The 21,722-nt window shown below is 45.9% G+C and carries 22 protein-coding genes and 1 tRNA gene; 9 read left to right on the top strand and 14 right to left on the bottom strand.

What is annotated here, in order from left to right:
• Nucleotides 1–233: 233 nt before the first annotated feature.
• The 4 genes from HNQ47_RS05870 to HNQ47_RS05855 all read right to left on the bottom strand — a co-directional run bounded on the left by HNQ47_RS05870 (nucleotide 234) and on the right by HNQ47_RS05855 (nucleotide 4,278).
• Nucleotides 234–788, bottom strand: a complete 555-nt coding sequence (locus tag HNQ47_RS05870; protein ID WP_183328466.1) for a TetR/AcrR family transcriptional regulator — start codon at nucleotides 786–788, stop codon at nucleotides 234–236.
• Nucleotides 789–832: 44 nt separating this feature from the next.
• On the bottom strand, nucleotides 833–1,657 hold the full coding sequence (locus HNQ47_RS05865; RefSeq protein ID WP_183328465.1) for a glycoside hydrolase family 25 protein: 825 nt from the start codon (nucleotides 1,655–1,657) through the stop codon (nucleotides 833–835).
• 91 nt (nucleotides 1,658–1,748) lie between these two features.
• Entirely contained in the window at nucleotides 1,749–3,380 is a 1,632-nt protein-coding gene (locus tag HNQ47_RS05860) for a hypothetical protein (RefSeq protein WP_183328464.1), read from the bottom strand.
• Nucleotides 3,381–3,474: 94 nt separating this feature from the next.
• On the bottom strand, nucleotides 3,475–4,278 hold the full coding sequence (locus HNQ47_RS05855) for an RICIN domain-containing protein (RefSeq protein ID WP_183328463.1): 804 nt from the start codon (nucleotides 4,276–4,278) through the stop codon (nucleotides 3,475–3,477).
• Nucleotides 4,279–4,390: 112 nt separating this feature from the next.
• On the opposite strand from HNQ47_RS05855, the gene HNQ47_RS05850 reads away from it, so the two are divergent.
• Together HNQ47_RS05850 and HNQ47_RS05845 are read left to right on the top strand one after the other, a co-directional pair.
• Nucleotides 4,391–4,633 carry a hypothetical protein gene (locus HNQ47_RS05850; RefSeq protein WP_183328462.1) on the top strand — a complete coding sequence of 81 codons (243 nt, stop codon included), beginning with the start codon at nucleotides 4,391–4,393 and terminating at the stop codon, nucleotides 4,631–4,633.
• Between the two features lie 80 nt (nucleotides 4,634–4,713).
• Nucleotides 4,714–4,797: transfer RNA gene (locus tag HNQ47_RS05845), tRNA-Leu, on the top strand.
• Between the two features lie 102 nt (nucleotides 4,798–4,899).
• Here the strand turns inward: HNQ47_RS05845 and dapF are convergent.
• Together dapF and deoC are read right to left on the bottom strand one after the other, a co-directional pair.
• The gene (gene dapF / locus HNQ47_RS05840) at nucleotides 4,900–5,778 is read right to left on the bottom strand and encodes a diaminopimelate epimerase (RefSeq protein ID WP_183328461.1); all 879 of its coding nucleotides are present in this window, start codon (nucleotides 5,776–5,778) and stop codon (nucleotides 4,900–4,902) included.
• An 80-nt stretch (nucleotides 5,779–5,858) separates the two neighbouring features.
• The gene (gene deoC, locus HNQ47_RS05835) at nucleotides 5,859–6,569 is read right to left on the bottom strand and encodes a deoxyribose-phosphate aldolase (protein WP_183328460.1); all 711 of its coding nucleotides are present in this window, start codon (nucleotides 6,567–6,569) and stop codon (nucleotides 5,859–5,861) included.
• A 181-nt stretch (nucleotides 6,570–6,750) separates the two neighbouring features.
• Here deoC and HNQ47_RS05830 point away from each other — a divergent pair, with 181 nt between their 5' ends.
• From HNQ47_RS05830 to HNQ47_RS05820, 3 genes are read left to right on the top strand one after another with little or no spacing between them, the layout of a single operon-like run.
• Nucleotides 6,751–7,515 (top strand): DeoR/GlpR family DNA-binding transcription regulator, encoded by a 765-nt coding sequence (locus HNQ47_RS05830; RefSeq protein ID WP_183328459.1) that lies wholly within the window; start codon nucleotides 6,751–6,753, stop codon nucleotides 7,513–7,515.
• The gene (locus HNQ47_RS05825; protein WP_183328458.1) at nucleotides 7,512–8,399 is read left to right on the top strand and encodes a PHP domain-containing protein; all 888 of its coding nucleotides are present in this window, start codon (nucleotides 7,512–7,514) and stop codon (nucleotides 8,397–8,399) included. Before HNQ47_RS05830 ends, HNQ47_RS05825 begins: the two co-directional genes overlap by 4 nt.
• 48 nt (nucleotides 8,400–8,447) lie before the next feature.
• Nucleotides 8,448–8,957, top strand: a complete 510-nt coding sequence (locus tag HNQ47_RS05820; protein WP_183328457.1) for a ferritin — start codon at nucleotides 8,448–8,450, stop codon at nucleotides 8,955–8,957.
• A gap of 34 nt (nucleotides 8,958–8,991) precedes the next feature.
• Here the strand turns inward: HNQ47_RS05820 and HNQ47_RS05815 are convergent, their stop codons facing one another.
• Genes HNQ47_RS05815 through HNQ47_RS05805 form a run of 3 tightly spaced genes read right to left on the bottom strand, consistent with a single transcriptional unit; the run spans nucleotide 8,992 to nucleotide 10,586 of the window.
• Nucleotides 8,992–9,438 carry a potassium channel family protein gene (locus tag HNQ47_RS05815; RefSeq protein ID WP_183328456.1) on the bottom strand — a complete coding sequence of 149 codons (447 nt, stop codon included), beginning with the start codon at nucleotides 9,436–9,438 and terminating at the stop codon, nucleotides 8,992–8,994.
• Nucleotides 9,435–9,908, bottom strand: coding sequence for a macro domain-containing protein (locus tag HNQ47_RS05810; RefSeq protein ID WP_183328455.1), 474 nt, complete (start codon nucleotides 9,906–9,908; stop codon nucleotides 9,435–9,437). The genes HNQ47_RS05815 and HNQ47_RS05810 overlap by 4 nt, the downstream gene beginning before the upstream one ends.
• Nucleotides 9,909–9,947: 39 nt before the next feature.
• Nucleotides 9,948–10,586 (bottom strand): flavin reductase, encoded by a 639-nt coding sequence (locus HNQ47_RS05805; RefSeq protein WP_183328454.1) that lies wholly within the window; start codon nucleotides 10,584–10,586, stop codon nucleotides 9,948–9,950.
• 100 nt (nucleotides 10,587–10,686) lie between these two features.
• Between HNQ47_RS05805 and HNQ47_RS05800 the strand changes: the two genes are divergently transcribed.
• From HNQ47_RS05800 to HNQ47_RS05790, 3 genes are all read left to right on the top strand, one after another.
• Nucleotides 10,687–11,475 (top strand): DeoR/GlpR family DNA-binding transcription regulator, encoded by a 789-nt coding sequence (locus HNQ47_RS05800; RefSeq protein ID WP_183328453.1) that lies wholly within the window; start codon nucleotides 10,687–10,689, stop codon nucleotides 11,473–11,475.
• Between the two features lie 81 nt (nucleotides 11,476–11,556).
• Nucleotides 11,557–12,033, top strand: a complete 477-nt coding sequence (locus HNQ47_RS05795; protein ID WP_183328452.1) for a helix-turn-helix domain-containing protein — start codon at nucleotides 11,557–11,559, stop codon at nucleotides 12,031–12,033.
• Entirely contained in the window at nucleotides 11,997–12,707 is a 711-nt protein-coding gene (locus tag HNQ47_RS05790; protein WP_183328640.1) for an IS3 family transposase, read from the top strand. Before HNQ47_RS05795 ends, HNQ47_RS05790 begins: the two co-directional genes overlap by 37 nt.
• Before the next feature lie 51 nt (nucleotides 12,708–12,758).
• Here HNQ47_RS05790 and HNQ47_RS05785 read toward each other — a convergent pair whose 3' ends face one another.
• From HNQ47_RS05785 to pulA, 5 genes are read right to left on the bottom strand one after another with little or no spacing between them, the layout of a single operon-like run.
• The gene (locus tag HNQ47_RS05785; RefSeq protein WP_183328451.1) at nucleotides 12,759–13,181 is read right to left on the bottom strand and encodes a PPC domain-containing DNA-binding protein; all 423 of its coding nucleotides are present in this window, start codon (nucleotides 13,179–13,181) and stop codon (nucleotides 12,759–12,761) included.
• Nucleotides 13,182–13,189: 8 nt separating this feature from the next.
• On the bottom strand, nucleotides 13,190–15,220 hold the full coding sequence (locus tag HNQ47_RS05780; RefSeq protein ID WP_183328450.1) for a ribonucleoside triphosphate reductase: 2,031 nt from the start codon (nucleotides 15,218–15,220) through the stop codon (nucleotides 13,190–13,192).
• A 2-nt stretch (nucleotides 15,221–15,222) separates the two neighbouring features.
• The gene (locus tag HNQ47_RS05775) at nucleotides 15,223–16,356 is read right to left on the bottom strand and encodes an anaerobic ribonucleoside-triphosphate reductase activating protein (protein ID WP_183328449.1); all 1,134 of its coding nucleotides are present in this window, start codon (nucleotides 16,354–16,356) and stop codon (nucleotides 15,223–15,225) included.
• A gap of 56 nt (nucleotides 16,357–16,412) precedes the next feature.
• Entirely contained in the window at nucleotides 16,413–17,927 is a 1,515-nt protein-coding gene (locus HNQ47_RS05770) for an IMP dehydrogenase (RefSeq protein ID WP_183328448.1), read from the bottom strand.
• A gap of 50 nt (nucleotides 17,928–17,977) precedes the next feature.
• The gene (gene pulA, locus HNQ47_RS05765; protein ID WP_246346081.1) at nucleotides 17,978–20,083 is read right to left on the bottom strand and encodes a type I pullulanase; all 2,106 of its coding nucleotides are present in this window, start codon (nucleotides 20,081–20,083) and stop codon (nucleotides 17,978–17,980) included.
• 126 nt (nucleotides 20,084–20,209) lie between these two features.
• Between pulA and fumC the strand changes: the two genes are divergently transcribed.
• The gene (fumC, locus tag HNQ47_RS05760; protein WP_183328447.1) at nucleotides 20,210–21,583 is read left to right on the top strand and encodes a class II fumarate hydratase; all 1,374 of its coding nucleotides are present in this window, start codon (nucleotides 20,210–20,212) and stop codon (nucleotides 21,581–21,583) included.
• Nucleotides 21,584–21,722: the final 139 nt, after the last annotated feature.

Genomic DNA, 21,722 nt, shown 5'->3' with positions numbered 1-21,722 from the left:
GTTCCCATTTTCTAGGAACGTATAACTACGCGGTACCATCCTAGTTCATCGCCGCAGCGATGCCCTTACTTTCCGTTAACGCCGGCAACGGCCCGACTCCGAAAGAGCTTCCGCATATCCTGTTCGTAAAGCTTCCACCAACCGCTTTATCTCTGCCTCTCTGCAGGATACCGTACTTATTTTCTTCACTGCCGGACGTGAATAGTTTATCATATCAAGCAAAAAAAACAACCTTAATTTCGCCAGTAATCGATCATATTCAAACTGCCCGTCAGCCAGTAGGCCAGCCGTTCGATGACCCGGTCCGCAAACGCTTTGTTAAAGTCGTGTTCCGCCCATTCCATGATCGTACCGACAACGGAATTCGACATCAGCCGCAGGAAAAACTCCCGATCTTCTTCCGGCGCATTCAAGGTCGTGAACACCGGCTCCATATAATGTTCGATGGCCTGCCAGCTGACTTCGCGAAAATAATGGCATAGTTCTTTTGCGCCGATGAAATCAAAGACATGCGCCATCGCATGCTTATGACTGCCCACAAACTGGACGATCGTGTCGGTGGTTTCTTTCCAGTTTTCACGGGACAGATTTTTTATATTGGAAGCCTCCAGATAATAACGGATGACTTTCTCCAACAAATCGTAAATATCCTGATAATGGTAATAAAACGTATTGCGGTTGATGCCGCAGCGGCCGACAATGTCCTTGACCGTAATTTTATTGAACGGTTTTTCTTCGAGCAGCTCGACGAAAGCCTCCATAATTGCTTGTTCCGTAAAATCAGACATACATTACCTCACTGCCTAAATTTTAACGAAAAATAGTTTATAATTCAACTCTCTTTCGGTTCCAGATAAATGTTCATATCCACATCGCCGTCGATCCCCGGCAGACTGCCCGTATTGGAATACTGCCACATCGCAAAATAATGGGTCATATTCGGCTTCTGTGAATAGGACGCATACCACAGCGCATATTTTTTCACTTTCGATAACTTCACATGATCCGTAAACCAGGTATCGTTGCCGTAGATCAAAGGCGTATAGCCAGCGTCTTCAATCTTTTCACAGAACGTCAAGGCCAACTGTGTCTTCTTATTTTTGGATAATGAATCCGCACGGCTGGCGCCATTATAGTATTCCATATCATAAGCAACCGGAAATTCCAGATCATAGTCTTTGATCAAATTCAGAACATAATTTGCTTCCTTGGTAACTTCTTTTTTGGTTTTCGCGGAAGAAAAATAATAGACACCGACACGCAGTCCGGCTTTTTTCGCTGCCTTGATATTCTTCTTGAAGTTTTCGTCCGTATGAACTTTTCCCGTATCCAAGCTGCTGAAACCACACCGGATCATCACAAAATCCACACCAGAATCCTTGACTTGATCCCAGTCGATATCCCCCTGATGGGAAGAAACATCGATGCCGTTATAGTAAGTGTAATCACTGCCTGTATAAATTTTAAAACCATTCTTATTTTTGAATTTCTTTTTTTGGTAGGAATACGCATTGACATCAGATTGAATATGGGCAGATTCCTGGCGGAAAATCAAAGTCTGAATGCCGCGGGCGATGCCAAAAACAGCCAAAGCAGCAACCACAATGACCAGCACCAATCGATACCAGATGATTCCTTTTCGATTGAATTTCTTCATGAAATTATTTTAACACACTCTGCTCCAAATACGTCAGGGACATAGTGGATATAGAAAAAGACAAGATCCAATAAAGATCTTGTCTGATTTTTTACCATGTTGTGGCGATGTCTAACTGTGTCGGATTGAAGTAAGCAAAAGTCCCTGTATCACAGACGATGGCTTTGCCTAAGCTCGTGTCGACCAAAGATCCGCGCGGATGCACGCTGAGATTGGCAGCAGCCATGATATAGTCACCGAGCATCTTCACACCATCCGAACGAACCCAATAAGGATAGTCTTTTTCACTATATCCCATGGAACGCATGATCGAAACCACGCCGGACATATCCAGATTGTAGTAGGTTTCGGTTCCGGAAGGTCCCTGCACGGTTCCAAGATAGGCATTTAATACCGGGCCGTCCCACTCTGTGGTTGTCATCATTGCACCGGAGGCTGTATCAAAATAATATTTTTTGCCGTTGATGGTCTGATAGCCATATAACATATGTCCGTTTTCATCGTAGTAAACCGTTTTATCTGCTTCCGATGCGGCATGATAATCGCCGGTCAATTTGACAAACCCTGTCTTCATCGCACCGGAGATCCGATCAAAACAATACCAGTAACCGTTAATGTATTTTTGTTTATACTGCATCCGGCCGTTTTGATCATAATAAGCTTTCTTATCCTGATCCCACGATGCATGATACGTTCCGTTCAGATCCACGAAACCAGTCTTCATCGCACCGGAATACTGATCGAAGCAGTACCAGTACTTGCCGATGTGCTGCTGCTTATAAAGCATGTGCCCATTCTTATCATAATATGCGGTCTTGTCCTGATCCCAGGATGCGTGATAATCCCCGGTCAGATTGACAAAACCCGTCTTCATCGCGCCGGAATACTGATCGAAGCAGTACCAGTAACCGTCAATGTATTTTTGTTTATACTGCATGCGGCCGCTTTGATCATAGTAGGCCGTCTTATCCTGATCCCACGATGCGTGATACGTTCCCGTCAGATTGACAAAACCGGTCTTCATCGCACCGGAATACTGATCGAAGCAGTACCAATACTTGCCGATGTGCTGCTGCTTATAGCGCATATGTCCGTTTTCATCGTAATAAGCCGTCTTATCATGGTCCCAGGAAGCATGATAAATTCCGTTCAAATCAAAAAACTGTGACTTGACCATCCGGCCGTTGCTGAGTTCATTGGATTGATTTCGTAAAAAGCAGTACCAGTAATCCCCAATTCGACGCTGGCCCAATGCTTTTGTACCATCTTCATTGAAATAATAGGTACTGCCGTTGATGTCTTTAAATCCCGTCACGGCTGTTCCGTCGACATAATATTTCTGATAATCCGAGGACCAGCCATTTAAAATCGTTTCATTGATAGACTGATAGAGACTTTGGTTCTTTTGAACCCGGCTCAGTGTAGTCTGATCAGTCGTACTGTTTGTATTTTCCTTGATTTCATTTTGCGTTGATTCCGTTTTTGAAGTTTCCTCACTGGTTTCTGCAGTTTCATCTTGTGCAGATTCAGTCGTTGAAGTATCTTCATTTTCTTCTGTGATGTACACAGATGTATCGGTTGTGTCGGTATCCGATGCGGTTACGATCGTTTCCGCCGGATCGACTGTATCTGCCTGGATGGACAGCGCAGCCGTCTTAGCTCCGACTGCGATAAAGGCAGCAGAAGCAGCAATCAATAAGTTTCTTTTATATCTGCTCTCCATAGAACACCTCTCTTCTGATTTTACAAACTCATTTCAATGTTAAATGATTTGACAATCTTTTTCAAGAAAAAAAGAACCGCCTCAGCGGTTCTGCTTACCAATTGGTGGCAATATCTAACTGTGTCGGATTGACAGAAGCAAATCCACCAGTATCACAGACAATGCCGGTTCCCAACGATGTTTCAATTAATGTCCCTTTCGGGCGGATGCTGTAATTGGCTGCCACCATCACATAATCCCCGTACATTTTTACACCGTCTTCGCGGACCCAGTATTCTCCTTCGATACCAGCTGCCTGCATGGCCGAAACGACTCCGGACATGTCCAAGTTGTAGTAAGTCTCCCGGCCGGACGGTCCTTCAACGGATCCCGCAGAAGCACTTAATACCGGGCCGGTCCAGGTCTGCGTTTTTTCCGTTTCGCTGAACGTAAAGGACTCTGCCTTGCCCTTGGCATTTTCCAATTCGGCTTTCTCATTTTCGGCCAGGCTGTATTTCGAATTGTAAACGGATCGAATCTGATAGCCGTCGCTTGTTTTCTTCAGCTGCCATTTCTGCGCTTTGGAATCGGCATCATCGGCTAAAGTCAGCTGCTTGTCCTTATAAGTCAGCACCTGATTGGATTCGACATTCGTAATTTTCAAATATCCCTTTTCATCACTGCTGACGCTCCATTTCTGTGCGTCCGAATCTTTCTTATCCTCAAAATCTGCATCTTTGTTTAAAGCTAAATTTTCTTCAGCTGTCGTGATCTGGTACGTACCATCGGCCAATTTGGCGTTGGCTGTCTTCGCATTTGCCGGTTGTGCAACGATCGAAAACATCATCACAAATGCGGCAGCTGCCCCGAATAATTTTTGCTTGTTGGCGAAGATATTCATCACTCCTTTTCTCTTCACAAAAAAACTGAATGGTGACCATTCAGTTTCTTCGCGAGATTTTACCTTACTTTCTGTGTTTTGTCAAATTTTCGTAATTGAAGCATACCCGTTTTTCCACTATAATATAGATATGACAGAAAATGAAGCAATTAAAATCTTAGCTGCTCCGATCCTAAAAAAGCTGAAAGAATTGGAAGATGAAATGGGCGATCAGGAAATGGTTGAGATTCCTTCTATTCATTTCATCCGCAGCCAGATTCCTGACCATATTAAGATCGACGGGATCGAAATCGATGATGCATTACTGGACAAATTAGAAGCCTATGTGCAAGAGCAGATCGAGGCAGAACATCGTCCGACCGTTCTTCATTGATGCCTCAATTTTTCCTTTAAGTAAGCATGTTTTCAGCAGTGCTTGCTTTTTTTCATAAAATAGTCTAATCTTTTAGGTACGCGGGTGTGGCGAAACTGGCAGACGCACTAGACTTAGGATCTAGCGCCATTGGCATGCAGGTTCGAGTCCTGTCACCCGCACCATTGTCTTCAAAGCCTTTTTCAAAAGGCTTTTTTTCTGCTCATCTTAATAAAAAGCATTGGCTTATGATCAAGCCAATGCGCTATTTTTTTTGGTTGAATGTTCTACAATTTTATATTAATGATGCCAGAAAAAACTTCTTCCGCCGGTCCGGTCATGTAAACCGTATTTTTTTCGCGGTCCCATTCCACCAGGATCCGTCCGCCCAATACATCGACCTGCACTTTATTGCCGGTTTTATGATTCAGGATACAAGCGACGGCCGTTGCGCAGCATCCCGTTCCGCAGGCCATCGTTTCGCCGATCCCGCGCTCCCAGACACGCATTTTCACATGCTCTTCGTTGAGCACTTGGACAAACTCTGTGTTCGTGCGCTTCGGGAACCATGCATGATGCTCGAAATGCAGTCCGATGGCAGCTAAAGGCAAAGAATCCGTTTCCTCGACAAAAACAACTGCGTGCGGATTGCCCATCGAGACACATGTCATCCGATAGGTTTTTCCCTGTACTTCGATCGGCTCATCGATCACGGCTTGTTCACCTTCGAACGGCCGTGTTTTTGCATGAGTGACCGGGATCCGGTCAGCATCCAAGATCGGTGCCCCCATATCCACCTTCAGCATCTTTGCGGAGCCATCCGGATTCGTCTGGATCACTTCTACTTTCTTCATCTCGCCGGAGCTTTCCAAGGTAAATGTCTTCTCTTTGACCAGTGAACGATCATAAACATATTTCCCGACACAGCGCAGACCGTTGCCGCACATGCCGCCCGGCGTTCCGTCCGCATTATACATTTCCATCTCCACATCGGCGGCTTTGGATGGTTTGATAAAGATCACACCGTCACTGCCGATCCCGTAATGACGATTGGATAATTTTTGCGTCAGTGCTGACTTTATATTTTCCGGAATCGGTTCCTTGAATTCATCGACATAAATATAGTCATTTCCGGCACCTTCCATTTTTGTAAAGTGAAAATTCATTTCCGGTCCTCCTCCGCTTTTTTATCTTTATTATATACCACCTGTCAATAAAAAAGCACTCCGAAGGAGTGCATTTCAAATTAACGCTTGAGATCGAGTACGACCGGGATCGAACGGAATCCAATACCCATCCGGTCAATTCCCATATCGATCAGCTTCAAGAAACGTTCACGGGTACGGATGCATCCGGATCCTTTGATCTTGCATTTGCCCTGATTCTCATCCATGATCAGCTGAATGACTTCCGGTGTTGCACCGACATTGTCATGTCCGGTCAAGAAACCGGTGCTGGTCTTGATAAAGTCGGCACCGGAGTCCATGACACAATGACAGCCGGCCTTGATTTCTTCTTTTGTCAAAGCATCGGTCTCCAAAATGACTTTCAGCTCGCGTCCATATTTATGGGCAGCCTCTGCACAAGCCTTCAAGTCTTCGGTCACTTCGTCCAGTTTGCCGGAACGGATCTTACCAAAATTAGCCACGATATCGACTTCTTTTACCTCGTCGTATTTAGCGACATCTTCAATTTGTTTCACACGGCTGGCCGTGGAACTGTCGCCAAATGGGAAATCCGTGACCGGACAAAGCTTTGTATCCGATCCCTGGACATACGGACGGCACAATTCCATATAGCCCGGGTTGATGCAGATCGTCGCACAGCCCAGCTTGACACCGTCTTTGGTCAGATCAATGATCTCCTGCTCCGTGAATTCCGGTTTCAAAACGGAATAATCAATGTAGGAAGCCAGTTCCTTGGTTGTCATTTCTGCTGCTGGTTTATTTGGTTTCATGTTTGTTCCTCCTGTTATTCTTATCATAGCACAGAAAGAAATATTGAAATTATTTTTTTGATTTCCAAATTTTATACGGATCTTTTCTTTTATTTTTATTGTATTTTCTTTTATTTCTGCTTTTTCTTTTATTTTCCTATATAATTTCATTAAACCGTATACAATCAAAGCGAGGAATCCTATGGCAAAGAAAAATAATGTACGACGAAAAGCTATTGAAAAACAAATCCAAACCGAACAGCAGGCAACGGTCGAACAGCTGGCTGCACGTTATCATGTGACACCCGAAACCATCCGTACGGATCTTCGTTTTCTAGAGGAAAAAGGATCGATCCTGCGCATTCATGGCGGTGCGGTCATACGTCCGCTCAAGACCGATCCGCCGATCACGGTCCGCTATCAGGAAGACAACCATGAAAAGCGTGCTATTTCAAAAAAAATACTGCCCTTTATCCATGACGGTGCAATGATCTACATCGACGGCGGCAGTACGGTCCTGCCCTTGATGCACTTCCTTGAAACCAAGCGCGATCTGACCATCGTCACAGACAGCTATGAATTGGTTCGGGCAGGATTCAGCAGCCGGCATACGATCTATGCGTTGGGCGGAAAACTCTACAAAAAAGGACATATGCTTGTGGGAGATTACGCCCTTCAAATGGTACAGACCATGCGGTTTGATACGTGTATTCTTGGCATGGACGGATGCAAAGGAGTAAATGGACCGGCCAACGGCACACCGGTCGAGGTGATCCTCGATCAAATCGTGATGCATCGTTCCAAGCAAAAGATCCTGGCTGCAGCAGCTGGTAAATTCGAACAGGAAGCAGCTTGGCAGTATGCCGATTTCAGCGATTTCGACGTCCTGGTCACAACTTCGCTGCCAGCCACCGTGAAAGCCCAGCTGCCCATTGATCAAATTATAGAAACGGAGAAAGAAGAATGAATACCATCGATTTACACATCCATTCCAAATACAGTCTGGACGGTGAGAAAGAAGTACAGGAACTTTTTGATTTGGCGAAAGCCAACGGTCTGAACACGCTTGCAGTCTGTGATCACAATACGACGCGCGCCTATCGCGAAACGCCGGACTGCCGCGGCATTCGCTGGCTTGCAGGCATCGAACTGGACTGCGTCTTTGCGGATCATGATTTTCATGTGCTGGGCTACGGCATCCAGCCGGATGATCCCGTTTGGGAAAAAATCCGCAGCGAAGTGACCGAAGCGGAACGTCAGGCCGGATGGAAACGTCTGCGCTACATCGAAAATGAAATGCATCTGTTTATCGATCATGATCGTTTGAAAGCCCTGCGCCCCAACGGCGTCTATGAAGCGGAAACTGTCTGTGAAGTCGCAATGGCCGATCCCCGCAACCGAAATAATCCTTATTTAAAAGAGTTCTTTCCAGGCGGCATGCACAGCACCAGCCCGTATGTCGACTTCTTCTGGGAATACTGCGCAAAAGGAAAACCCGCTTATGCGCCCATCGTCTATATGCCGATGCTCGATGCCTTTGACATTTACCGCAGTCAGGGAGCGAAAATCGTATTGGCTCATCCAGGGAATAATATTAAAGAAGATAAATCGTTGTTGGATGAGCTGATGAAACTGCCCTTTGACGGCATGGAAGTATACAGTTCTTATCACTCACCAAAACAAATTGCCTACTATCGGCAGGCAGCCGAGGCGAATCATTTATTGAAAACATGCGGCAGTGATTATCACGGCAAGACCAAACCGCAGATCCAGATCGGCGACTGCAGCATGCCGCCGGAAGACCAGGAGCTTCTGATTTCTGCCTTACAGACGATCAAGCCTTTTGCTTGAGCCAGGAAAGCAGTTGTTGTATGATGGGAACGGAAAAGAGGGATCATCATGTTAGATGCCAAAGTAAAAAATCTGTTGAATGATCAAATCAACAAAGAATTCTATTCTGCTTATTTGTATTTAGATTTTGCCAACTTCTACTATGACAAAGGTCTGGACGGTTTTGCGAACTGGTACGATGTGCAGGCACAAGAAGAACGCGACCATGCGATGCTCATGCGTACTTACCTGTTCAACAACGGTGAATCCGTGACTTTCGATGCCATTCAAAAACCGGATGTGAAGTGTGAAGCATTGAACGATCCGCTGAAAGCCGCTTATGAGCACGAATGCTACGTTACGTCGCTGATCAACGAAATCTACCGTGTTGCAGATGAAAAAAAGGACTACCGTACACTGCAGTTTTTGGATTGGTTCGTCAAGGAACAAGGCGAAGAAGAAAAGAATGCCGATGATTTGATCAAAAAATATGAATTATATGCAGGCGATCCAAAAGGATTGTATGCACTGAATCAGGAATTGGCCGGCCGTGTTTATGCGGCACCGTCGCTGGTTTAATAAATGAAAACGGGATCAAAAAATGATCCCTTTTTTATTGTTCCCGAAACTTTTTGACCCGCTGCGATAATTCAGCCAGTTCTTCTTTAGAAAGCTCCGGCAGATTCTCTAGATCATCCATCAACGCATTTGAACTTTCAGATGCATCAAGTTTAAACAAATCCATAAAATACGACGCGATCACGGCTGTAAAGATTGCCGTGACGGCAATAGAGTATACGCTTAATAAAACCGAAACGATCCGTCCGACCGCGGTCACAGCAGTATAATCTCCGAAGCCGCTCGTTGTCGCAACCGCAAAACAGTACCAAAGACTGTCGGTGATATGATGGATCGAAGGCTCGGCCCATTGAATGATGATCGCTGCCACGATGAAGTAGACAAGATAAATCTCAAAAACCGGCACGACCCCAGCTGATCGAAATGCACGCATCAACAGACGGCGGCGTTTTTGTCTATGCCGGCGTCGCTTCCGACTCATCGTCCGCCTCCGTATAAAACCAGATAAACCATCAAATCCGACTGTTTTAAATAAGTGCGGATCGCATCTTCAGCCACCGCTTGTGCTTCTGCCTTCGGATATCCATAGATCCCGGAAGAAATCAGCGGAAAAGCGATATCGGCACAATGATGTTCATCAGCCAGTTTCAATGACTCGGTATAAGCCGAAGCCAGCTGCCGGCGGCACAATTCTGCCTGATCGGCACGATAAATGGGGCCGACCGCATGAATGACATATTTCGCTGGTAAATCAAAACCTGGGGTAATGGCTGCATGACCGGTGGCTACCGGCGCTGCCTGATCACAGGCTTCCTGCAGCCGCGCAGGCCCGGCTTTCCGGAAAATGGCACCGCATACTCCGCCGCCCTGAAGAAGCCGGCTGTTGGCTGCGTTGACGATCGCATCGACCTGCATTGTCGTAATATCGCCGTAAACAATCTTGAATGGCATTGTCATCCCTCCTTTTGAAAAAGACTCTCTTACGAGAGCCTAAATTTCGACTTCGACTTGTTCGAAATCGGAAGCTGGATGCTTACAAACCGGACAAATATAATCGGCTGGTAGATCCGTCCCATCATAGATATAGCCGCAGACTTTACAGCGCCACACCTTCTTTGTCTTCCTGCCGGCCGCTGCTTTTTTCGGTTTTGGCTTAATATGATTCTGATAATATGTGTACGTTGCGGATGGAACATCGCTCAGGACGTCCATATCTGTAACATCGGCAATAAATAATGTATGCGATCCTAGATCGACCGTTTGCACGACTTTCCCGGAAAGATAGGCATTGGTGCCCTTCGTGACATAGACTAATCCATTTTCGCTGCGTTTCCATTCCTTGAATCCATCGAATTTATCGACATCCCGGCCGGATTGGAAGCCGAAACGCTGAAATAAATCAAACGTCGCTTCTTCTGATAACACCGAAACATTAAATGCCCGGTTCTTCATCACTAAATCGTGCGTATAGTTGGATTTGTTTACGGCAATGGAAATGCGGTTGGGCTGCGAAGTTACCTGGATCGCAGTATTGATGATACATGCATTATCAGATGCCCGTGTACCGTCACCGGCGGCACTGAGAATAAACAATCCATATGTTAATTGATACATGGCGCGTTCGTTCATGTGATTCTCCTTTCATCTGTTTTGTTACTTTCATCGTATCATAAATTGCCGGGAATTGATATTTTATTCAGAATCCGATATGATAAACAAGGGCGTATTTATGACGGGAAAAGAACGAAAAAACCGATTGATTGCCCAGCTGCAATCCGATCACATTTTGTATACCAATGAACTGGTCCGTTCATATCAGGTTTCAGAAGCGACCATCCGCCGGGACCTGCATGAACTGGAGCAGCAAGGCAAACTGAAACGGATCAACGGCGGTGCCATTCCAGTCAATCCAGGTGCCCTGCTGACACCGGATAAAGAAGTATTTATGCAGCGTCGATTCCGGCTGCACGCGGATGAAAAACGACGTGTCTGTCAGGCAGCGGCGCAGGAAGTACAGGACGGCGATTGTATCTTTATTGACGGCGGCACTTCCCTGATGTACTTGATCGACTACATCAAACAAAAACCAGTCACTATCGTGACTCACAATCATCTGGTACCGACCCGGATCGTGGAAAATTCCGCCTGCAATTTATTTGTGGTCGGCGGCCGCTATGCACCAAAGTATGCGATGAGCGTCGGCACATCGGCCATTCGGCAGATCCAAGATTTCTTTTTTGATAAATGCTTTGTCGGCTGTGCCGGTCTGGATATCGCCAACAATCTGGCTTATACCGCTGAATTGGAGACCCGCGATATCAAGATCGCTGCTATGAAGAATTCCCGTCATTCTTCTTTATTGATCGATGCATCGAAACTGAATGTTCTCGGCTCCTGCCGCTTCTGTGCGCTGGACGAGTTTGACACGATTTACTGCAATCAGCCGGAAGAAGACATTGAATTTCCGGAAAATTTTCAAATGATCACAATGGAAAAACCGGCTGCATATTTGAAATGAACCCCAAAAGTTGGACGACCAACTGGAGGGGTTTTTCTTTATGAAATATTTATATGAGACAAAAGCAGAAATATACAATAAATGGTTCATTTAGCAGACCGCTGGGGCATTGAACAGATCCGACATTCTTGGACCTACTATTCACCAAAATTCAAAAAAGCAGCGATCGAACGTGTACTTGCCGGACATGAATCCATGAGAGACGTATCATTGGATCTTGGCCTTTCCAATCAGGGAACTTTACCACGATGGGTGAAAGAATATATCGCCAACGGGTATAATGTTATTGAAAAGAAGAAAGGCAGGAAAACCCATGGCAAAGAAGAAACCGAAGGATCTTCCTCAGAAGAACGAAGCCCTGCAGAAAGAAATTGCAGATCTTCGCAGGCAGAACGAGATTCTTACGATACAAAACGCATACTTAAAAAAATTAAATGCTTTGGTTACGGTAAAAGAGAACCGGGAAAAGAAGAAATCGCGGGAGTAGTGACCGAACTAAAGGGCGATATGGCTATCGCCGGATCGTACTGCAGCTTCAGAGAGACGGTTTTCATGTGAATCATAAGACGGTGAAACGCCTGATGAAGAAAATGGACCTTTACGGTATCACACCGCGTGCCAAATATAGATCTTATAGAGGGAATTTCAATGAGACAGTATCGAATCGTCTGCTCCATCCAAAGGTGGATGAAGAAGATCATACAATAGTTTATGTTCGTGACTTTAATACCGAGAGAAGCAACCAGATCTGGGCGACGGATGTATCCGAATTCCACATTGCGGCCGGCAAGCTCTATCTTTCACCGATCCTGGATCTCTATGATCATACGATCATTTCATACAATATTTCATCAAGTGCTGACTTTAAACAGACGGTTGATATGCTTGAGCAGGCATTCGCTGGTCATACGAAATTCGATGCTTTGATCTTACATAGTGATCAGGGATGGCAATATCAAATGAAGCAGTATCGAGCCATCTTGAAGGAGCATGGAATCATACAGTCCATGTCACGAAAAGGCAATTGCCTGGATAACTGTGTGATGGAGAATTTCTTTGGAAAGATGAAGACCGAGATGTTCTATGGACATGAATATGAATTTAAGAGCCTGGAGGAACTGAAAGCAGCGATGGAAGAATACATCACCTATTACAATACAGAAAGGATCCAGGTCAGATTAAAAGGCCTGACTCCTTGCGAAGCAAGAAATCAAGCCTTAAAATCTAGATAACTTATTTTGTCCAACTTTTGGGGTTCGCCCCATATTAGCAGCCGGTCTTTTTTAAAATTGAAACACGTTCAGTCCGGTTCCCTTTGGGTCTTTTTGACGGCCGACACAACCGTCGATCACCGTCACAAACAGTTCACAGGTCCCCGAGATCCGGCAGGCATTCAAATGGCCGCCGTAACTGATTTGTTTCTCATCACAAACATTGATATGCAGATGAAAATACGGTTCGCCGCCGGCACGGGTGATGCTGCCGTTGATTTGTGAAATTTCCATCGGCTGATCAAACGTATGCGATTCATACGCTTGTTTGCCGACATCATACAATCCCATTTCGACATGATCGGCTGCACCCAGCCCTTCGATCTTTGCCGTCTGAATGGCTTCGGCCTCCGCAAATTTTTTTAACTGTTCCATTACTTCTTCACCGCGGTCGATCCGGACCACGTAAACAGAATCAAATTTTTTATATTCCATACACTCTCCTATACCACAAAGTTCTTACGCTGAATAAATTCTTGTTTCTTTCCTTCATTCCAGTCTTCGACCGGCTGATAATAACCCGCAACCCGAGCCCAGATTTCCGTCTTTGCGCCGCATTCCGGACAAACCGCCTGCACGCCCGGCAAGTATCCATGTTCCGGACAAACAGAATAAGACGGGGAGACGGTAAAATTGACAATTTCAAAATGATCGATGACCTGACGGACCAGATTTCGGCAATGTTTCCAATCTTTGATAGCTTTATTGAGATAAATATGGAATGCCGAGCCGCCGGAGTATAATGGCTGGAACTTCTGTTCAATATCCAGCGCTTCAAATACGTCCTCCGTGGCGTTGACCGGCAGATCCGTCGAGTTGGTATAACATTTCCGGCCCTCGTCATTCATCTCCGGATAATATTCCTGATCTTTTTCCACGAACCAATAGGAAACATGTTCGCCCGGTGTTGCTTCCAAATTATAAAAGTGATGATTTTTCTGCTGAGCCTGGATCAAATGCGTATTCATGAACCGGAGCACCTTCAGACCGAATGCCTGGCCTTTCGGCTCCAGCAGACTTTCATTGACCCAGCCGGCAAACTGACAAGCTTCATTCATGCCGACGATCCCGATCGTACCAAAATGATGGTCAAAATTCTCAATATATCGTGCTGTATACGGATACAACCCGCCTTGCATCAATTTTTCCAATACCTGACGTTTAAAATCCAGACAACGAATCGATACCTGCAGCCATTCTTCCAGCTGCCGGAAAAAATCATTTTCATCTTCCGATCGATATGCGATCCTCGGTAAATTGATCGTTACCATGCCGATGCTTCCGGAACCAGCCTGATATCCATAGTATCCGCCGGTTTTTTTCATGAGCTGATCCTCGCTCCATGCCGCAAATGAACGCTTGCCTGCATCCTGCAGACGGCCGTTCATAAAATATGGCGTACCATAAGTTCCGGCTGCCTGAAACAGCCAGCGGCCGCTCGGGTCGTCCCAGTCAAAGTCTGGTCCGATCGTGACGGTCGGGATCGGAAACGGAAACCCGTGTCCCGACTGATCGGCAGAAGCCATGATGCGAAAGAAGGCATTCTGGATCATGCGCATTTCCTGGGTACAGTCCCCATAACAGAAATCACCTTTTTTTCCGCCGATCCATACCGGTTCCTCTTTTAATACCTCCGGTACATCCCAGTCAAACCCGATACAGGAAAACGGTGACTGCGTGCCCCAGCGGCTTGGCATATTTACACCGTAAATAAATGTTTCGATGCATTGATCCACGGCAGCCTGATCCAGCTGATCCGCTTTCACGAACGGTGCCAGATAGGTATCAAAGCCAGAGATGCTTTGGGCGCCGGCCCATTCATTCTGCATGATTCCTAAGAAGTTTACTAGTTGATTGCAGATGGAAAACAAATGCTTCGGCGGCCGACAGGAAATTTTCTTTTCGACACCGCCCAGACCATGCTCGATCAATGTTTTTAGTGACCATCCGGCACTGTCTCCCGTCAACATATCTAAATCGTGAATATAGATATCGCCGTTCTGCTGCGCCCGGACAATTTGTTGGTCAAACACGGCAGACAGCCAGTAGTTGCGGGTAATTGCGGCAGAATTTGATAAAATCAGTCCGCCGACCGAATATAAAGAAGATGTATCATCCGTTTGATCGGAATCCGGTTCATTTAAATAAGTATCGACGATATTTTTATAATTCAGCTCGCTGGTATTCAGCTTGCGGACATTTTCGCGCTGCCGCCGATATAAAATATACGCCTTGGCCACATCGGCATAGCCCGAGACCGAAAGGACTTTTTCGACCGCATCCTGAATTTCTTCGACTTGAATCTGATCATCCTTGATACGATCCTGAAATTCTGCTGTGACCCGCAGACTGAGCAGGTCCAGAATCGAATCATCATATGTTTTGTTTAACGATGCAAAGGCTTTGGCAATGGCCACTTTAATTTTCTGCAGATCAAAGTCGACCAGCTTTCCGTCACGCTTTTTGACTTTCATTTTCAATCCCCCATTTGAACGTCTTGAATTGTTCCCCTTAATATTTCGATTGCTTGTTTGATTTGTTCTGCCGGCAGACCATGCAGATCCGGCTGAATCATGCGTGCCCCGGCAGGCAGCGGTGCAACGACCAAACGCTTAGCTCCCTGCAGCCACTGGGCAATTTCCTGAATTTCTTTTTCATTATGAAATTCTTTGATCGGCTGCCACCAGAATTCATAATCGACCGAGCCGTGTATCAAAAATTCTGCTGATTCTTGAATATCGCTGACATCATGTGTATCCATGCCGATCGCTTTGCCATAATGACGCGGGCCATTCTTGATCCGCATCGATACATAATCGACCAGCTGTTCATTGACTAACTCTTTCAGACGATCCGGAAAAGAGCCATTCGTAGAAATTTTCACTTTATAGCCCATGGTTTTGATTTGCCGCAGAAAGTAGGCGATGCCATCCTGCATCAGCGGCTCGCCGCCCTCAATACTGACAGCCTGTATGATGCCTCTGCGCTTGTTTAAATAATCGATCACGTCATCCATCAGAATTTCCTGTGTCGACTCCTGAAGAAAAACCAGATCAGATTTCACACAAGCCGGACAGCGAAAATTGCAGCCGCCGGTCGAAAGAACCGTCGCTACTTGATCCGGATAAGCATCCAGACTGACTTTCTGCCACTGATAAAAATGAATCGGATGAGTTTCTGTATTCGCATATCTGCGGGCATTTTCCGCCATCGTCTGATACAGCGAGATAAAATGATCCAATTCATCGGTCTGTATATCTTTGGTCAAATGATGCCACCAATCCCGCCGGATCCCATAAACGTGAAACATGATCTGCTTTGCCTGATCCGTCGTATACAGTTCTTTATTTCGTTTATCTTTCTTGGATTCCTGCGTCCGAATAAATCCCATAGTCTGCAGATTCTTTACATTTTTTGAAATCGTGCCCTTGTCGTACACCCCTTGATTGGCGATCTGCTGCATGGTGATCCCTTCCTGTTCATATATCATGATCAGGATCGGCAGCTGGGCATACGTCATGTGCAGTTTCTGCAGCATCCGGTCATAGTACTTCTGTGTACTGCGGTAAAGGATACTGACATCCAATAATAAATCACTTTGGTTGCTCATAATCCAATTTTAGCACAATCATGAAAAAAGCTCGATGAATTCATCGAGCTGGTTGTTTATTTTTTGCGCGCGTCAAACTTTTCGTCACGAACCACCACATCGTGGGCACCGCCCTCAACGATGCTGGTCTGGGAAACCAGCGTCACTTTGGCGTTCTTCTGCAGTTCCGGAATGGTCAGACAGCCGCAGTTGCACATCGTATGCGATATCTTCGAAAGCGTCAGTCCGACGTTCTCATGCAGACTTCCCGCATATGGAATATACGAATCCACACCTTCTACAAAAGACATTTTCTGTTCGCCGCCGACATCATAACGCTGCCAGTTGCGGGCACGGGCACTGCCTTCGCCCCAATATTCTTTCATATAATTGCCGTTGACCGTGACCAGTTTGTTCGGGGCTTCATCAAAACGGGCAAAATACCGTCCTAACATGACAAAGTCAGCACCGAAGGCCAGGGCCAATGTAATGTGATAATCGTGGACAATACCGCCGTCACTGCAGATCGGCACATAGATACCGGTTTCTTTGAAGTACTGATCCCGTGCGCGGGCAACATCCAACGTTGCGGTCGCCTGACCGCGGCCGATACCTTTTTGTTCACGGGTGATGCAGATCGAGCCGCCGCCGATACCGATCTTTACGAAATCCGCACCGGCTTCGGCCAGAAAACGGAATCCTTCCGCATCAACAACGTTTCCGGCACCAACCTTGACGCTGTCGCCATAATGATCACGGATCCACTGAATAGTGTTTTTCTGCCATGCCGAGAAACCTTCACTGGAATCAATACACAATATATCCGCACCGGCTTCGATCAAAGCCGGAACACGCTCCGCATAATCGCGGGTATTGATACCGGCCCCGACAATGTAACGCTTCTGACTGTCGAGCAATTCATGCGGATGTCCCTTATGCGATTCATAATCCTTACGGAACACGAATGCTTTCAGCTTTTGATCCTTATCCACGATTGGCAGCTGATTCAATTTATTGTCCCAAATGATGTCGTTGGCTTCGGATAAAGTGATGTTTTCACCGCCGACGATCAGATGCTCAAACGGTGTCATGAATTCTTTGACCTTGGTCGCCGGATCCATACGGCTGACACGGTAATCACGGCTGGTGACGATGCCGACCAATTTACCGTCGGCTTTGCCGTTTTCGGTCACAGCCATCGTTGAATGACCCGTCTGTGCTTTCAATGCCAGAACATCTGCCAAAGTGGATTCCGGACTGACATTGGAATCACTGCCGACAAAACCGGCTTTCGTCGCTTTGACATTGCGGATCATCTGTGCCTGGGATTCGATCGACTGGCTTCCGTAAATGAACGAAACGCCGCCTTCCTGGGCCAGCGCACAAGCCATCTTCTCGCCGCTGACCGCCTGCATGATGGCCGATACCATCGGAATATTTAAAGACAATGCAGGTTCTTCTTCCCCTTTTCGGAACTTCACCAAAGGTGTTTTCAAACTGACCCGATCCGGTGTGCAGTCTTCTCCGGTGTATCCCGGTACTAATAAGTACTCGTTAAACGTTCTTGAAGGTTCTTCAAAAAATTTTGCCATTGTTTTCTCCTTTATTTTTTGCGTTGATTATATCACCCTGTCCATCGATGTCAAGCAGATTGTTTCATCATATCACAGACGATGACACTATACGGTGCGATCTGAATATTGCGGGTCAGATGCGTATTGGATGAACCATTGTCAAAGATGACTTGTACATCATGATCCAAGTTGTATGTATAGTATCCGTTGGACGGGTTGAAAAAGCTGATGCATTTATCTTCTTTGCTTTCGCAGATGTAGACCAGCACCCGGTTTTCGATGGTCTGGAAACTGGTTTGATCCCGTGTTTCTTCGACCGTGCGCAGTCGAAAACAACTGTATTTCCGGCGGATCGAAATCAGCTTGATCGTATCCGTGACGATGCTGATGTGATGATCCCTTCGGATATAATTGATACTGTTGTAGTTGTCAGAACGGTTGTAGGTATTGCCTAAGTTCTGCTTCGTGCGGCCGAACTCCTGACCGGCATGCAGGAACGGTACGCCTTGAGAAAGCAGCACCATCGCATTGGCCAGTACCTGACGTTTTTCACGGACATCGCGGCCTTCCCCATGGCAGGCGACCCGGTTTTTATCCCAGAGGGTATGGTTGTCGTGACACTCTACATAATTGATCACCTTGCCCGGTGCATTGAACGCATTGCCGGAGGCACTCATTCGATCCATCATCGAATAAATCAAATCAAAGTTTCCGTTCGAGTAGCCCTGCTGATTCAAATCGGCGTTGGAACCGCGGACCGTTTCCCGGAAGCTGTCCGAAAAATGTCCGACAAACGGCATCTCCGCCTGATTGATCTGCGAAGCCCGCAGATTTTCAGGCACGAAGCTCGGCATGTTCCAGCCTTCGCCGTAAATCATAAATCCTGGTTTCATCTTTCGGCACACCTGCGTAATTTCATTCATCAGATGAATGTCCAGGATGCCCATCAAATCAAAGCGGAAACCATCGATATCGAACCATTCGATCAGTCGTCTGCACGTTTCTACTAGATATTTACGGGCCATCGGCGGCTGCGAATCGATATCGTTGCCGCAGAAACTGCCGTTGGAAAATTCACCTTCCCGATTCATCAGAAAATAGTAATTCGGGACCAGCTTCTCCAGCGAAAATTCTTCTTTCTTATAGACATGGTTAAAGACAATATCCAAATTGACACGCAGTCCTGCTTTGTGGCAGTTATGCACCAACTGTGCAAATTCCTCGATCCGGGCGACCGCATTGCGTGGATCTGTCGAATAACTGCCTTCCAGACAGCGGAACTGGACCGGATCATAGCCCCAGTTGTAGAAGATATTTGGATATACCTCATCAACACTGCCGAAATCACAAACCGGCAGCAGCTGTACATGGGTGACTCCCAACGAACGCAGATAGCTGAATCCCGTGTTTTTTGCCCGGGTGTTTTCGTTTTCTTCCGTAAATCCTTTGAATTTTTTCGGATTTTCAACACCAATATCATTGGCAGAGGTCATATCACGGACACTGGCTTCATAGATGATCGCATCTACATTATCCGCCAATGGTGCCATCGGCACACGCGGCGGCAGATGCAGCAGTGATTTATCGTAAACTACGCTGTATTCCGCATTTGGTCCCGAAAATGAAGTATATGGATCGACGATCTCGTTCCATTTACCGTTGACCCGGACCATAAATGTATAGCGTGCTTTTAATAAATCTTTGTGGACAGTGACAGAAAAAACACCCTTTTCTTCACGATGCATCGGGTACGTTTCGGCTTCGCCGCCGTTTTTCAGACATAATACAATTTGTAAAGCAATGGGTGACCAGAGTTTAAATATAGATTGTTCTTTAGAATATGTCAGGCCGAGATCGTCGCCTTCATAATTATATTGTTCATTAAAGCGCTCGGTTTTGACAATATGAGAATAGCGAACCACGGTTGTCTGACAGTGTTCGTCATACAGTGTGTATTCTTCTCCCATCTGCAAGGCTCCATTTAATGATAATTGATAATGGGTGTACCCATTATATAAATCGGATCTTGACTGGATCGTCAGCGGTATGATCCTATCGTGCGTATCTTTTAAATGAAATATTCGGCTTTTTCCTTCGAAAAAATTCTTCGATATATAGACATTTAAACAATTATAGTCGTCCAGATACGCCTCATATGCTTCTTTCATTCGCATATTAACGGCCTCTTTCCTTTTCTTTGACTATCATAACATGAAATTTCAGACAAGACTATTAAAATGACTAAACGTTTTCAAAGTGTATGGAATTATGGTATTGTTATTTAAAAAGTGAGGCAGACGATGGAAAAATATAAAATCGAACACGATGTGCTGGGCGATGTGAAAGTCCCGGCAGATAAATATTGGAAAAGCCAGACGCAGCGCAGTCTGAACAACTTCAAGATCGGGGATGAACGAATGCCGCGATCGATCATCCGCAGTTTTGCGGTCTTAAAAAAAGCCTGCGCACTGGCGAATTTTGATTTTCATAAAATCGATGCAAAACAACGCGATGCGATCGTCCATGTTTGTGATGCCATTCTCGATGGACAATATGCGGACCAGTTCCCTCTGCATGTATGGCAGACGGGTTCCGGCACACAGACAAATATGAACATGAATGAAGTGATTGCCGGGATCGGGAACGAATTCGCAGGAGAAGAAATTCTGCATCCTAACGACACAGTGAATTGTTCGCAAAGCTCAAACGACACCTTTCCGGCTGCGCTGCATATTATGATTGCTACGGAAATCAACCGCCGGCTGTTTCCTAAGATGGACCGGATGATCGAAACTCTACACCGTTTGGAAGAAGAAAATCAAGGGATCATCAAAATCGGCCGTACGCACCTTCAGGATGCGACACCGCTCTATTTTTCACAGGAACTAAGCGGATACCGATCGATGCTGGAGCATAGTAAAAGCCAGCTGAAATCGGCATTGAACTTTGTTTATGAATTGGCCTGCGGCGCAACGGCTGTAGGTACTGGCATCAATTGTCCGGAAGGATTTGATCAGGTCTGCATCGACTATATTAAAAAGATGACAGATCTGCCATTTATACCAGATCCAAACAAATTCCATGCCCTGACAAGCAAGGACGCCTGTCTCTTTACATCCGGAGCATTAAAAGGATTGGCCGCCAATTGTATGAAGATCGCCAACGATATTCGATGGCTGGCCAGCGGACCGCGCTGCGGCATTCATGAAATCGACATTCCGGCCAATGAACCGGGTTCGAGCATCATGCCTGGCAAAGTCAACCCGACGCAGTGTGAAGCAATGACGATGGTGGCAGTTCAAGTGATGGGCAACGATGCAGCCGTTGGATTTGCGGCCAGCCAGGGAAATTTTGAATTAAATGTATTCATGCCTGTGATAGCCTATAATATGGATCAAAGCATTCGTCTTTTAAGTGATACCATTGATTCCTTTACGATCCGCTGTCTGGAAGGATTAAAACCAAATCGTGAAGTTATCGAAAAGAATCTTCATAATTCATTGATGCTGGTGACATGTTTGAATCCAGTCATTGGTTATGAAAAGGCCGGTGAAGTCAGTCAATATGCTTATAAAAATAATCTGACTTTAAAAGAAGCAATCTTAGAGCTTGGCTATTTGACTGAAGAGGAATTTGATACATACGTCGATCCGAAAAAAATGATCCATCAATAATATAAAAAGCAGATATTCTATTCACTGAATATCTGCTTTTTTTATCAAAAGAGGCAAAGAAAAACCCGGCAACGTGCTATGTTCGCAGGGGCAGGCCCAACTATTTTCGCCGCGGGAGTGCTTAACTTCTGTGTTCGGG

This window comes from Catenisphaera adipataccumulans, assembly GCF_014202755.1.
In the GTDB taxonomy this organism is placed as follows: domain Bacteria; phylum Bacillota_I; class Bacilli_A; order Erysipelotrichales; family Erysipelotrichaceae; genus Catenisphaera; species Catenisphaera adipataccumulans.
This window is presented reverse-complemented; position numbering and strand designations above follow the sequence as displayed.